At 62.5% G+C, this 13,906-nt stretch carries 12 protein-coding genes and 1 riboswitch; of the genes, 4 read left to right on the top strand and 8 right to left on the bottom strand.

The genetic code is table 11. The annotated features are described in order from the left end of the window. Positions 1-33: 33 nt before the first annotated feature. From C404_RS32165 to C404_RS32145, 5 genes are all read right to left on the bottom strand, one after another. Complete coding sequence (locus C404_RS32165) at positions 34-1,620, bottom strand: isocitrate lyase (protein WP_021192792.1); 1,587 nt, start codon at positions 1,618-1,620, stop codon at positions 34-36. A gap of 499 nt (positions 1,621-2,119) precedes the next feature. After that, positions 2,120-2,788: a dihydrofolate reductase family protein gene (locus tag C404_RS32160; RefSeq protein WP_021192791.1), complete on the bottom strand. Its 669-nt coding sequence runs from the start codon at positions 2,786-2,788 to the stop codon at positions 2,120-2,122. Between the two features lie 99 nt (positions 2,789-2,887). After that, complete coding sequence (locus C404_RS32155) at positions 2,888-3,493, bottom strand: class I SAM-dependent methyltransferase (protein WP_021192790.1); 606 nt, start codon at positions 3,491-3,493, stop codon at positions 2,888-2,890. 116 nt (positions 3,494-3,609) lie between these two features. After that, on the bottom strand, positions 3,610-4,617 hold the full coding sequence (locus C404_RS32150) for a sodium:calcium antiporter (protein WP_031328733.1): 1,008 nt from the start codon (positions 4,615-4,617) through the stop codon (positions 3,610-3,612). Between the two features lie 66 nt (positions 4,618-4,683). After that, positions 4,684-4,826, bottom strand: a riboswitch (yybP-ykoY riboswitch). An 88-nt stretch (positions 4,827-4,914) separates the two neighbouring features. Further along, on the bottom strand, positions 4,915-5,772 hold the full coding sequence (locus C404_RS32145) for a LysR family transcriptional regulator (RefSeq protein WP_021192788.1): 858 nt from the start codon (positions 5,770-5,772) through the stop codon (positions 4,915-4,917). Positions 5,773-5,897: 125 nt separating this feature from the next. Between C404_RS32145 and mdtD the strand changes: the two genes are divergently transcribed. Continuing rightward, a complete protein-coding gene (gene mdtD, locus C404_RS32140) occupies positions 5,898-7,310 on the top strand; it encodes a multidrug transporter subunit MdtD (protein WP_021192787.1) in 1,413 nt (470 codons plus the stop codon). Between the two features lie 58 nt (positions 7,311-7,368). Here mdtD and C404_RS32135 read toward each other — a convergent pair whose 3' ends face one another. Beyond that, entirely contained in the window at positions 7,369-8,727 is a 1,359-nt protein-coding gene (locus tag C404_RS32135) for an ankyrin repeat domain-containing protein (RefSeq protein WP_152524386.1), read from the bottom strand. 127 nt (positions 8,728-8,854) lie between these two features. After that, on the bottom strand, positions 8,855-9,265 hold the full coding sequence (locus C404_RS32130) for an HU family DNA-binding protein (protein ID WP_021192785.1): 411 nt from the start codon (positions 9,263-9,265) through the stop codon (positions 8,855-8,857). Positions 9,266-9,553: 288 nt separating this feature from the next. On the opposite strand from C404_RS32130, the gene C404_RS32125 reads away from it, so the two are divergent. Then, positions 9,554-10,471 (top strand): DMT family transporter, encoded by a 918-nt coding sequence (locus tag C404_RS32125; RefSeq protein WP_021192784.1) that lies wholly within the window; start codon positions 9,554-9,556, stop codon positions 10,469-10,471. A gap of 43 nt (positions 10,472-10,514) precedes the next feature. Here the strand turns inward: C404_RS32125 and C404_RS32120 are convergent, their stop codons facing one another. Next, entirely contained in the window at positions 10,515-11,309 is a 795-nt protein-coding gene (locus C404_RS32120; RefSeq protein WP_021192783.1) for an enoyl-CoA hydratase, read from the bottom strand. Between the two features lie 425 nt (positions 11,310-11,734). On the opposite strand from C404_RS32120, the gene C404_RS32110 reads away from it, so the two are divergent. Next, the gene (locus C404_RS32110) at positions 11,735-13,096 is read left to right on the top strand and encodes a DUF1214 domain-containing protein (RefSeq protein WP_021192781.1); all 1,362 of its coding nucleotides are present in this window, start codon (positions 11,735-11,737) and stop codon (positions 13,094-13,096) included. Between the two features lie 275 nt (positions 13,097-13,371). Then, positions 13,372-13,896 carry a formaldehyde-activating enzyme gene (gene fae / locus C404_RS32105; RefSeq protein WP_021192780.1) on the top strand — a complete coding sequence of 175 codons (525 nt, stop codon included), beginning with the start codon at positions 13,372-13,374 and terminating at the stop codon, positions 13,894-13,896. Positions 13,897-13,906 lie beyond the last annotated feature (10 nt).

Raw genomic sequence — 13,906 nt, 5'->3', positions numbered from 1 at the left:
AAGGTTGGCGTTTTGCTGGAGGCAAGACCCGTATCAGTGGAACTGATTCATGGTGTTGTCCTTACCGGCTGCCTTCAGCGCTGCTTCGCCGCTGAAGTATTCCTTGTGGTCGTCGCCGATGTCCGAACCCGACATGTTCTGGTGCTTGACGCAGGCGATGCCTTGGCGGATTTCCTTGCGCTGCACGCCAGCCACGTAGCCCAGCATGCCTTGGTCACCGAAGTATTCCTTGGCCAGGTTGTCGGTCGACAGCGCGGCGGTGTGGTACGTCGGCAGCGTGATCAGGTGGTGGAAGATACCGGCTTCACGCGATGCATCAGCCTGGAACGTGCGGATCTTCTCGTCAGCCAGCTTTGCCAGTTCGGTGTCGTCGTATTCCGTGCTCATCAGCGCGCCGCGCTCGTAGGCGGACACATCCTTGCCGGCTTCCTTCATCGCGTCATACACCTGCTGACGGAAGTTCAGCGTCCAGTTGAACGACGGGCTGTTGTTGTACACCAGCTTGGCGTTCGGGATGACCTTGCGGATTTCCTTCACCATGCCGCCGATCTGCGCGATGTGCGGCTTCTCGGTTTCGATCCACAGCAGGTCAGCACCGTTCTGCAGCGAGGTGATGCAGTCCAGCACGCAGCGTGCTTCGCCCGTACCGGCGCGGAACTGGAACAGGTTGCTCGGCAGACGCTTCGGACGCAGCAGCTTGCCGTCGCGCTTGATGACCACGTCACCGTTGCCCAGTTGGTCGGCCGACAGTTCTTCGCAGTCGAGGAACGAGTTGTACTGGTCGCCCAGGTCGCCCGGCGTGTTCGTCACGGCGATCTGCTTGGTCAGGCCGGCGCCCAGCGAGTCGGTACGCGCCACGATGATGCCGTCGTCCACGCCCAGTTCCAGGAACGCGTAGCGGATTGCGCGGATCTTGGCCAGGAAGTCCTCGTGCGGCACGGTGACCTTGCCGTCTTGGTGACCGCACTGCTTCTCGTCCGACACTTGGTTCTCGATCTGGATGCAGCATGCACCGGCTTCGATGAACTGCTTGGCCAGCAGGTAGGTGGCTTCAGCGTTGCCGAAACCAGCGTCGATGTCGGCAATGATGGGCACCACGTGGGTGACGTGGTTGTCGATCTTCTGCTGGATGGCGGCCTTGGCGGCGGCGTCCTTGGCAGCGTCCAGTTCGCGGAACAGGCCGCCCAGTTCACGGGCATCTGCCTGGCGCAGGAAGGTGTACAGCTCGCGGATCAGCGCGCTGACCGAAGTCTTTTCGTGCATCGACTGGTCCGGCAGCGGGCCGAACTCCGAGCGCAGCGCAGCGACCATCCAGCCCGACAGGTACAGATAGCGGCGCTCGGTGCTGTTGAAGTGCTTCTTGATGGAGATCATCTTCTGCTGACCGATGAAGCCGTGCCAGCAACCCAGCGATTGCGTGTACTTGGCCGGATCAGCGTCGTAGGCAGCCATGTCGGCGCGCATGATCTTGGCGGTGTACTTGGCGATGTCCAGACCCGTCTTGAACTTGTTCTGCGCGCGCATGCGGGCAGCGTATTCCGGGTTGATCGCATTCCATGCGTTGCCATGTTGCTCTTTCAACTCGGCAACTGCCTTGATGTCGTCTTGATACTGGGCCATGTGTCTCTCCTAAGGGCAAAACGTGTTTGAGTAACTGGCTGGGTGTGTCGCCGCGTTTGTCGAAACTCGAAGCGAACCGCATGACCAAATTGTAGTGCTGCCTTGATGCGTCGCAACAAGGTCTTATATAAGACATAAGACTTTGTTTATTGTTATTTTTCAATGGGTTACGCTATGTTTTCCGCAATGCGGAAAGTGTTTTCGCGGGACGAAAACGAAGTGCCGGGGAAATTCCAGACGAATTTCGTAATGTGAAACGAGCTTTCAGTCGCCGAAGATGGGCGGGCTTGGATAGCGCGAGCGACGACCGCTGGGGGATTGGTGGCGGTTTGCCGACCTCGCACGGTTTGAGGCATTTGGCCGTTCGAATCTGTGGGCGCGTGAGATTGCCCCGCAGTTGGCGCAGTGGCCGATCCGGTCGACCGAGACACACCGGCTGTTGCCAACGGCGCGCTCGGCCATCCATGCATAGGCCAAGCGCGGTCGGATCGGAGGGGCCTTAAGCGCCGGCGTCCGCATGCCCCTGGCGTTGCAGGACGACATGCGTGGCCTTCTCTGACGCGACGGATTGAACACACGCGTATCCCAGCGCGCGCAAGTCCAGCCCCTCGAACAGCGGCTCCCCCCGACCGAGCAGGACGGGCGAGATCGCGATGTGCAGTTCGTCAATGAGGCCTTCGCGAAGATACTGCCGGATGGTGTTCGGTCCACCACCGATCCGCACGTCCTTTCCGGCGGCGGCCTCGCGTGCACGGTCGAGCGCCTCGCGAATGCCTCCTGTGACAAAGTGGAACGTTGTGCCGCCCTCCATCTCGATGGAGGGTCGCGCATGATGGGTCAGGACGAACACCGGAACGTGATACGGCGGGCTATCGCCCCACCAGCCTTTCCAGTTCATGTCTGGCCATTCCCCGCGAATGGGGCCGAACATGTTGCGCCCGAGAATCCAGGCCCCCACATTCTGAAAGCCACGGGCGGCGAAATCATCGTCTACCCCGGTCGTACCGCCGTCCTTGCCGAACAGGTTCTGCTGGAACGTGCGCGTCGGGATCAACCATTGGTGCAGTTCGATCCCGCCATCGCCGAGCGGATTGTTGATGCCTTGATTCGGACCCGCTCCATATCCGTCGAGCGAGAGGGTGAAGCCTGCAACTCGAACGCGTGCCATCGGTTTGCCTCCGTGTAGACGTCCAACAGGGTATTCGCAGCCGTGCCGTGCTTGAAGACGCCATCCTTGATTGGAGCAGCGTCATCCGGCTGCGGCAGCTTAGGGTTCTCGCTTCAGGGCGAGGAAACTCCACGTCACATCACCCCGGCCCAGCATGTCTTCGCGCGTGCTGTGGTGATGTTCTTGCAAGCCGGCTTGCTGGCCGAGAGCGATCGTCTCGTCTGCAGAAACATCGAACATGCGCCGCCCCTCCGGAACCGGGCCGTGCCGAAGCGACATGACGATAACGCCACCAGCGCGCACCAATTCGGCCACGGCAGACATTGCAGCCTTCCGCTCCGCTTCGTCAAGGTGCATCCAGACTGCGGTGAGCAGAATGAGATCAAAGCGCCGCGTGCTGCTGCGCATTACGTGCAGCATCGGCAAGTGATCGTCCACCCATTCGAGATTGGGTAGCGGGTGAAGCCGCTTTCCTTCTTGGCGTAGTTCCGGCGTCGGCTCGACTGCGACAACGCGATGCCCGCGTGCAGCCAGTGCGGCAGCATCGCGGCCGGAGCCGGCACCAATGTCGAGCACGTCGGCGTCATGCTGCGGAAAGAGGTGGATGACATCTCGATGAACCGCCTCAAACGTGATGCTTTCATACTGCGCAGCCAGCTCGGTTGCACGGCTGCCGTAGCCGGCGGTTCCAGCGGGAGCCTTCATGATGTCTCCGAGAGTGCGAGGTCAATCCACGCGATTTGAAACGCGCATTCTGATGGAGATCGACCACCCTGGGTAGCTGGCTGGCCTTGCTTCTGGAGCAGCGCTGCTTCTCGCTTCTAGCCGTTGGAAAACCGGACAACCAGCACAAGTGCAAAGACCGCATACAGGCTGCCGGCCAGGACAAGCGTGCGCCCGTGCACCATGCCCCGCCGGAACATGGCCCAGAGATACAGGATGGCTGCGGCAGTGATGATGCCGGATGCGAGCAGTGGCCCATCGAAGCGCCAGGGCGTGAAGAAGATCCCCAGTGCGCTCGGGATGGTGGCCTGGATCATCATGGCGCCCGAGATGTTGGCCAGGGCCAGGCGCTCCTTGCCTTGGCGAACCCAGATCAACGCGTTCATCGTTTCCGGCAACTCGGTGGCAACAGGGCTCAGCAGCAGCGCAACCAGGTGGGGCGGCCATTGCAGCGCCGTGCCGATCGACTCCAACTGCGACACAAACACATGGGAGGCGCCGCCAATCACCACGAGCGCAAGCACGGCTTGCAGTACCGCCCAGCCGAGCGCGGGCTCTGCCTGATTGGGCCGGATCGACAGGGGCTCCAGTTCCTCTTCTTCAGGTGCGGTATCGCCATCCCTGATTTCTCGCCAAACGTAGACGGCGTATGCCGCAAGGAAGAGAACACCCAGCCACGGCTTGTAGGCAAAGGCGACCAGCCCCAGGGCAACCTTGACGACAAAGACGCCGAGGAAGGCGGCCTGATCGCGGCTCATCCGCATGTGGTCGACCTTGACTTCTGTCGTGGGTCGCCCAAGGCGTTTCCGGTTTGCGATCAACGCCAGTCCCACCACGGCGTAGGCAAGGGTCGCCAGAACCAGCGGGCCGCCCATTGCCGCGCCGACACCGAGGTCTTTTTTCTCGGGAGTGGAGCCAAATGCGACCGCCACAAACGTGACGGCGCTTTCCGGCAGTGCGGTGCCAAATGCGGCCAACACCGAGCCCACCGCAGTGGCGCCCAGGTTCAACCGCTTGCCGCACCATTCAATGCCGTTGACGAAGTACTCGCAGGCCAGATAGATGGCGCCTGCTGACATCAGGAAAAGGCCAATTGTGAGAAGCATGAAATGTGAGGGGCCAGGCGACGAGATAAACCAATGGCACAGCAACGCGCGTCGCCCAGCCCTGGGGAGCACGTTGCGGCCAAAGGTCTCGCCTGGCGATTCCGCTTGCAGCGGATGCTGTCCACACCATGAGGCTTTAGCGCCTCAAGTTTGTTGACGTGGACTTCCAAGCATTGCGCCCGGAATGGCTACTCCCCAATGACAACGGGCGCGAGTCTATCACGGGGCCACGCGGCTTTCTATCGCACATTTGCGGGGAGGCAGCCTGATGCGCCGCCGCGTTTCTCCTGCCTGGATTCAGTCCGCTCGCCCCGCGCGCAGGTCACTCTTGCGGATGAGCTGCAGGAGCGTTTCCGCAGGCTTGGTGAGCCGCCGCGCCGACAGCGTGATGAACTCGATTGCCGGCAGGGGCGGCAGGGTATCGACATTGACGGGCGGCACCAATCCGCCGCCGCTCAGGTCTTGCGCACGCACCGTAATGCCCAGCCCGCCGCGTGCAGCAGCAATGCAGCCCGAGTGGCTGCTGCTGGTGCATACCACGCGCCAGAGCCAGCCTGCCGCAGCCAATGTGTCCATCACCACCGAGCGGGTCACGCTCGGCTCATTGACGAGGATGAGCGGCAGCGGCTGCCCCACATCGACCACGGTGCCGGGCCGCGCCAGCCATTCGAGCTGACCCCGGAACAGCGGCACACCACGCCGCCCGCCTTCACGGCGCTTGCCGATGATCAGGTCGAGCGAGCCATCTTCGATGCCCTCGTAAAGCTTGCTGGTCATCCCCATCGTGATCTCGAGCTCGACGTCCGGGTGTGTGGCGCGGAACGCCGCCAGCAGATTGGGCAAGGGCCCGGAGGCCAGGTCTTCCGAAGTCCCCAGCCGAACACGCCCCTGCAGCCGCGGCGCGCTGAACTGCAGCTCGGCGCGCGCCAGCGATTCGAGGATCAGCCTTGCGTGGACGAGCAGCGCCTCGCCGTCGGGCGTCAGCGACAGGGAGTGGGTGTCGCGCACAAACAGCCGCCGGTTGACGCTCTGTTCCAGGCGGCGGATGTGATCGCTGACCGACGATTGCGACAAGCCAAGCTGCCGCCCGGCATCGGTGAAGCTGCGTGCCGCGGCCACTGTGGCGAAGGTCTGAATCCATACGGGATTGAGCATGGCGCATTGTCATCGGATTTTCCAATGACAGTCAACGACTCCAGAGGGGTTCCCGATTGGTCAACCGTGCGTAGCATTGCGGGTGTTGTCCGGAACGTTCTGGGCAGGGTCACCCAGGATTGCGCATGCACACCGTTTCTTCCTCCGCCGCCAAACAGGATGTGTCTCACAAGGCCATGCTGTGGATCGTTTTTGCCGGCTTCTTCATGCAGGCGCTGGACACGACGATCGTCAATACCGCGCTGCCCTCGATGGCGCGCAGCCTGGGCGAGAAACCGCTCGACCTCAAATCAGTGGTGGTGGCCTATACGCTGACCATGGCGCTGCTGACGCCGGCGTCGGGCTGGCTGGCTGACAAGTTCGGCACGCGGCGCGTGTATTTCAGCGCCATCCTGATTTTTGTTCTCGGCTCAGTGTTCTGCGCCACGGCGCACACGCTGCCGCAACTCGTCATCGCACGCGTTCTGCAGGGCATTGGGGGCTCCATGTTGCTACCAGTTGGCCGGCTGGCGGTGTTGCGCAATATCCCGGGCGAGCAGTACATCGCGGCGCTGGCTTTCGTGTCGGTGGCGGGGCAGGTGGGACCACTACTGGGGCCGGCGCTGGGCGGATGGCTCGTGCAGGATGCCTCTTGGCACTGGATTTTCCTGATCAATGTGCCGGTCGGCCTGGTGGGCCTGTTTGCGGTGCGACGCTATCTGCCGCACGACGCATCGAGCGTGGTGCCGCCGTTCGACTGGATAGGCTGCGGCCTGCTGTCGATGTGCATGGTGACGTTTTCGCTGGCGCTCGAGAACGGTGCGGATCGCCCGTGGAGTGCGCTGCTCGTTGCCATCAGCCTCGTCAGCGCGCTGCTCTATATCCCGCATGCAAGGCGGCGTGCCTCTCCGTTGTTCCGGCTATCGCTGTTTCGCGAGCCCAACTTCAGTGTTGGCCTGATCGGCAACCTTTTCTGCCGGATTGGTTCGGGCGCCGTGCCATTCCTGCTGCCGCTGCTGTTTCAGTTGCAGCTTGGCTATTCGCCGCTCCATTCGGGGTTGCTGCTGTTGCCGATTGCCATTGCGGGAATGGTCGCCAAGCGCTGGGTCGTGCCCCTCGTGAACCGGTTCGGGTACGACGGATTCCTGCTGATCAACACGTGGATCGTCGGCGTATCCATTGCATCGTTTGCGGCGATGTCGCCGGGCTGGCCGCTGGCACTGTCGATCCTGCAACTGTCGATTTTCGGGTGGGCGAATTCGATGCAGTTTGCCGCCATGAACAGCATCACGCTCAAAGGTTTGTCCCATCAGGATGCCGGCAGCGGCAACAGCTTGTTTTCGATGGTGCAGATGCTGGCGATCGGCCTGGGCGTGACGATTGGCGGCGGGCTCGTCAGTCTTTTTTCGGTGAGGCTCGGCGTGGCCGCACCGGCCTACCAACTCGCCTTCCTCACCATGGGCCTGGTGACGGTGTTGTCCGCGTTCATCTTCCGTCGGCTGGACGCCAAACCGTTCCATCCTGAGCGCGCCGAGCCCGAGGCTGCGCGGGCACGCTAGTGCGGTTGATTGACCAACCCCGCAGTCACGGAGACCACCGAGCTGGCTGGGCCGATACTCAACGCGGACAACCGTCCGCTTGCGCTGTCGGGCTCTTCTGCAGCAACAGTTGCGCAACCTCCGGGTGCCCATAGCAGCGTGCGTAGGCAAGTGCGGTGAAGCCCGCGGGGGATTTGGCATTGGGGTCCGCACCCGCATCCAGCAGAGATTTCGTGAGCGGCAGGTCCCCATAGGCTGCGGCGCGGACCAGCAAGCTGTATCCCCGAGGATCGCGCGCGGTGACGTCAGCGACACGGCTCGACGGCGACATCGCGTTCAGCTGGTCATTGATATGCCGGAGTTGGGCTTCGGGAATGGTGTCCAGCGCTTGAAACAGCACGGTTTTCATGCGCTGATTGACCTCATCCGGAATCAGCGGCTGCGGCGACATGCCGATCAGCATCTCCAGCGCACGGGTATCTCCCTTGATGGCAACCTGGGCGCTGCTCATGAGTGGTGACGTCCAGACGCCGGTTGCGTGGCGTTGCATCGGCAGCGCATAGCCGCGTTGGATCAAGGTTTCGAGTATGTCCAGGCGGCCGGCATGGATGGCGTCATCCCAGACGGCCATCTCGGGCGGGGCGGGCTCACGTAGGTCGAGCAGGGTGCGTACGACGCCGATGGGCGCGCGCTTGCGGATGGCAACCGCGATATCCGCGCTTCTGAGCGGATAGCTCACGCCCGGATCCCGCTGCCACGCATCGCGGTGCGGGGTGAACTGGCCGAACTTGGCCTTCAGCCGTTGCAGGGCGTCCCCGCGCTGCGGTTCCGGTAAATCGACAATGCCCGACCAGAGTGTCGATAGATTGGCCGTCTGCTCCGCGGGTGCCTTGTCGAGCAGGCGATCAAGGAAAATGTGAGCCACCTGCGCCGAATCTTCAGGGGTGACACGGCCGTTCCCAAGCACTTGCAGGAGGCGCCCAACTTCTCCCCAGGCGTACTTGCCGTCTCGCATTGGCGTGGCGCCGTCGTCAAGCAGCAACTCGATCCCGCGCAAGACCGGTTTCACCTGCAATTGGTTTGGCGCCAGGCCGATAAAGAACTCCAGGCGCATGTTATTCAGTTCTGCCCGATCTTCCGGGCGGGCAAGATCGCGGAATGCCAGCCAATCATCCTGCCGGAGATTTTCCGTTGCGATTTTCGCCAGCGTGAATACGGTATGCGGGCATTTGAGGAACGGCTGCGGCGGTTCGTTCAATGTGCGCAAGCGCTGAATATCGCCATCAATGACGGCCTCACATTGCTTTTCAGATGCCTCCGGACTGGCCGGTTCTGCCGAACGCGCCGCTACGGCTAGCGTTGCGCTTTCGAGCGCCATATTCAAAACCACGGATAGTTGGGCCACCCGGCGCACGTAAGCAGATGTGAATGGCGTCACTTAAATGATCCTTGGTCAGGTGGAGATATCGGGCGATGTAGCGTGTTGAGCGTATGGCAGGGCTTGCGCGCTCGGGCTCAGCATAAAAAAAGGGGGCCTAAGCCCCCTTTCTTCCTGTCGCGGTGTATTACCCGTTCAGGGCAGCATCCTTGACCTTTTTCAGGGCACGGACTTTCACGCGCACCGACGCCGGCTTGGCTTCGAACCACTGCTCCAAACCAGTGAAGGGGTTCTTGCCGAAGCGGCGCTTGGTTGCCGGAACCTTCACGGACGTCACCTTGAACAGACCCGGCAGCGTGAACTCGCCGGCGCCCTTCTTGTGCAGTGCGCCCGTGATGGTGTTTTCCAGATGCAGCAGAACCGCTTTCACCGCCTTGGCGTCAACCTGTGCCTGTTCGGCCAGATGGCTCACCAGGCTCGATTTGGTGAACGTGTCCTTCAACGGCTTGACCGATGCCGTGGTGGCGGCAGGCTTCTTTGCCGGCGCGGCCTTCTTCGGTGCTGCTTTCTTTGCTGCTGTTTTAGCTTTGGTTGCCATAGGAGTATTCAGAAGTAGGTGAATGGGCCAGCAAGGTTTTAGCGTATCGCACCGCGCGATACGCTGCAAGAAAGGATAGCAAAACTGGCGCGGATCGAATGTAGAAATCACGGGTGATGAGCGCAGCCGGCTTGCTCTCGAGGCTATCCCCAAAGGGGTTTTCCATCCGCTGAGCACGTAAAGCCATCGCCCACACTTTGGCCGAGACCGAACCGTTCCCGCTAGGGAAACAGGCCGATCCGATCTACGATCTCCCTCCATTGGGGCATAAGCGGTGAGGGGATTCCGGTGCAAAAGACCGACATATCTGCGACCGGCAATCTGAACGGGCTGGTCTTGCTGCTTGTTCTATCAAGCTTGTGGGGTGCGTCGTACACGTTCATCCGGATCGGCGTGGAGACCATTCCGCCGCTGACGTTCATCGCGGCACGGACGCTGATTGCAGGTGCGCTGCTACTGCTGTGGATGCGGTGGCGTCGCGTTCAGATGCCGCGCGATCGGGCTGTCTGGGTGCGCTTTGGTGTGCAGGCGCTGCTCAACAGCGTGATTCCGTTCACGCTCATCGCGTGGGCGGAGCGCTCCGTGGGGGCGGGCTTGGCCACAATCCTGAACTCAACGTCGCCCGTGATGGTGTTCCTGGGGACGGCGCTGATTACCCGGCACGAGCCGGTGTCCTGGCGCAAGCTCGTGGGCGTCATCGCCGGGTTTGTCGGGACATGCATGGTGATTGGCCCGAGCGCCATCGATGGGCTGGGTGGCCAGCTCATCCGGCAGTTGGCGATCGTGGCGGCGACGGCTTGCTATGCCGGCGCTGCCATCTACGGCCGATCTTTCAAGGGGCTGAATCCTGCCGCACCTGCGGCAGGGTCGTTGATCGTGGGTGCGCTGCTGCTGACCCCCGTCAGCCTGATAGTCGATCGGCCTTGGGAGATTCACCCGTCCGCGCGCTCGTTGATGGCGCTGGTTGCACTGGCGGCATTCTCGACGGCGCTGGCGTTCGTCATCTACTTTCGGCTGATTCAGGTGCTGGGGGCGATTGGCACCACGGCGCAAGCCTATCTGCGGGTTCCGATTGGCGTGGGGATCAGCGTGGCTTTCCTGGGGGAGTCGCTCGCGCCGTCGGCCTGGCTGGGGCTGGGGTGCGTCGTCGTGGGGGTTGCAGCGATGTCGATGCCTGCACGCCTGACGCCAGCGCAGCGGACGTAGGCTGCAGGTCGGGCGGTGGCTGCACGGGGCAATCTGAATCCGCTTACCGCCGCCACTTGGCCGGACGCTTCTCCAGAAACGCGTCAATCCCTTCGCTGGCATCCTCTTCCATCATGTTGCGCGCCATGACATCGCCAGCGTAGGCATACGCATCGTCCAGCGCCATCTGCCGCTGCCGATAGAACATCGCTTTGCCATAGCGGATGGCGGCGGGGCTCTTTGACAGGATGTCGGCCACCTTGCGTGCCACGGCCTCGTCAAGCGCCGCATCAGGCACGGCCTCGTTGATGAGGCCCCAGTCTGCAGCCGTGGCCGCGTCGATGAAGCGGCCCGTCACCAGCATGTCGAACGCGCGCTTGGCCGAGACGTTGCGCGACAACGCCACGGCGGGCGTTGAGCAGAACAGGCCGACGTTGATGCCCGAGACCGCAAACCGTGCCGCGTCGGACGCAATCGCCAGGTCGCAACTGGCAACGAGCTGGCAGCCCGCTGCGGTGGCAATGCCATGCACCCGCGCGATGACGGGCACCGGCAGGGCCTGGATGGCCCGCATCACCGCGCTGCAGCGGGCAAACAGCGCCTGGTAGTAGGCAAGCTGCGGCGTGCCACGCATTTCGCGCAAATCGTGCCCGGCGCAAAACGCCTTGCCTGCGGCGGCCAGCACCACGCAGCGCACGCTGTCGTCTGCCGCAACGTCGTCCAGGGCACGCTGCAGTGCGTCCAGCATGGCTTCGGACAGCGCGTTGAATTGCAGTGGGCGGTTCAGCGTGAGGGTGACGACGCCTTCGTGCGCTTCGTGCAGCACAAGCGCGTCCGTTGTCGTGGAGTGGGATTCCATGAGTGCACCTCCTATAAGGGGAGTGAACACGGAAGTGTGCCACTCCGCAACCGCGCGGCGCCTGTACGGTGCAGAGAAATGCCTGGAGACGCTGCAGCCGGTGCTGCCTTCAGGTCAATACAGTGTGTACAAGAAGTTGATTGCGTCCAGCCTGGAGCAGGGCCGCATGCAGCACGCATGCGTTGCGCAGCTGGGCATGTGCACTGCCTCTTGTTGCGCATAACGTTGATACGGCGCCAGTAGCGGGCCATAACGTCATCGACGTTGAAAGCGGGCACGCGACGCATCCGTTCATCCTGGGTCAACGCGAGGTAGTGTTATGCCGCCGGCGCATGACTTCATCGTTTTATCTTCGTTCAGCCCGGCGTGGCGCTGTCACAGACTTTCTTGCTGCTGTTCACCCACAACAACCACAAGGAAGCAAGATGACCTCGCAGTTCTCTTCTCGATTGCCTGCCGTGCTGGCACGTTCCCTTCGCGTGGCGGGTGTTGCCGCGCTATTTGCCGCATTGGTGGTGCCGGCTCAAGCAGCCTCGCCACTGGCGACTGCCGATCAGGTTGCGCTCGACGCACTGGCCGTGCAGATCAACCGGACCAACGGCTACCCGGTGCTCAAGGCGGAGGCGAAGGCCGCCTACGCCTTGGCTTACGGCGGCAACGTCAGCGCTGAAGCAGCAAGCCGTCTGGACAACGCCATCGACGAGTTGGCATTCAGCGCCATCCAGAAATCGGCCAACGGCGATCCGTTCAACCCCAAGGTGTACTGGGTGGATGCGCCGCCGCGCAACTGGCCCGGCGTGAGCGTGCCGGGCGGGCGCTACTCCTATGACAACCCGGACAACATCTATCGCACCATCCCGATCGATGGCTCGTCGCGTTACGTCATCAAGGGCAAACGCACCTACCCGGGCCCGACTGATGTCACGTTCTCGCTCATCAGCAATCCGAACTCGCAGCAGACCGTGGCCATTCTCACGGGCCAGGACCTGGTGGTGAATGCCGACGGTACGTACACCATTACGGTGGACAACACACCGGCCAACGGCCGCGTGAACCATATCCAGTCCAACGGGCAGGCGCGGCAGCTGTTCATTCGAAACAACCTTGGCAACTGGAATACCGAAACGCCCGACACGCTGAGCGTGCAGCGCGTGGCGGACGGCCGCAGCTATCCGGCCAAGGGTGCTTTTGCCATTGCGGCCGATGCGTGGATCAATCTGCAGGAATCGATTCTTGACTACGGCGTGGGTGCGCTGGGCCTCAAGACGCATACCAACCCCGTGAACACGCTGTCCAGCCCGTCGATCTCGTCCACGCTGGGCACGCTCACCACGCAAGCCAGCTCGTTCGGCTATTTCAAGCTGGCAGACGACGAGGCGCTGGTGGCCACCGTGCAGACGGGTGGGGCAGGGTACGTGGTCTTTCCGGTGACGGACCCATGGCTTGTCACGGTCGACCCGATCCGCCATCAGTCCAGCCTGAACAACGTGCAGGCAGCGCCCAACACGGATGGCAGCTACACCTTCGTGGTGTCAACGCAGGACCCGGGTGTGGCCAACTGGATTGATCCGGTGGGGCTGCATGAGGGCACCATCATGGTCCGCTGGCAGAATCTGCCGGCCACCAAACCGCTGGCAGGCGGGCCGTCCATCCAGACCCAGGTGGTGAAGCTGAGCAACCTGGCAAATGTGTTGCCCGTCGGTACGCGCTATGTGAACGCTGCCCAGCGCGCCCAGCAACTGACAGACCGGGCTGCGGGGTATGCGCGCCGCGTAGCCATCCAGTAACCAGGCGAAGAGGGGCGGCTGCAGGTACGCCCCTCCCTTTGCTTCTCCTGCCATGGGGCATGCCGCGGCGTTGCCCCGTGCTTTCCAGGCCGGCTGATTCGCCTCGATCGCACGCGTTACCTCCCTCCACAGATCAGCCACGCCGCAGCCCTGGGGCGAGTCCCGATATGCGGCGCTCGCATACCCCGTCATCGAAATTTGTCGCTTCCCGGGTGGATTCGCGCGCCGACACAATGGCCGCGCATATCCCTCTTGATCTTGGACGTGACATCGCAATGACTTCCTCCACCCAAAAGCAGCTCTACATCGGCGAAGGCTTTGAAGGCCCTGGCGTCAATCTCGCGCACATCAACGTGCTGGTCGGGCCGCGCAACGGCCCTGCAGGCCAGGCGTTCTCCACCGCACTGGCAACCCCGTCGGCAGGCCACGCACCGTTCGTCATCATTGCGCAGCCGGGCGTGCCGACCAAGCCGCTCACGCTGTATGTGAACAAGGCGCCGATCGAGAGCGACTTCCACGGCAATGCCACCTGGGGTGCCTCGCAGGCAGGCATCGCTAAGGCGGTGGCTGAAGCGCTGGAAAACGGCACGCTGCCGCCGGAAGCGGAGAACGACTGGGTGGTCGTGTCGGCCAACTGGGTGAACCCCAAGACCGACGATCTCGACGCCGTGTTCGAGAACAACTACAAGGCCTGCCGCAACGCAATCGTCGCCGCCATGGAAGGTCTGCCGCGCAAGGAAGCCGTGTTTGCGGCCGCGCGTGAAGTCTCCAACCCGTTCTACACCCCGAAGAAGGGCTGAGGAGACCCAA

The organism is Ralstonia sp. AU12-08, assembly GCF_000442475.1.
GTDB lineage: Bacteria > Pseudomonadota > Gammaproteobacteria > Burkholderiales > Burkholderiaceae > Ralstonia > Ralstonia insidiosa.
This window is presented reverse-complemented; position numbering and strand designations above follow the sequence as displayed.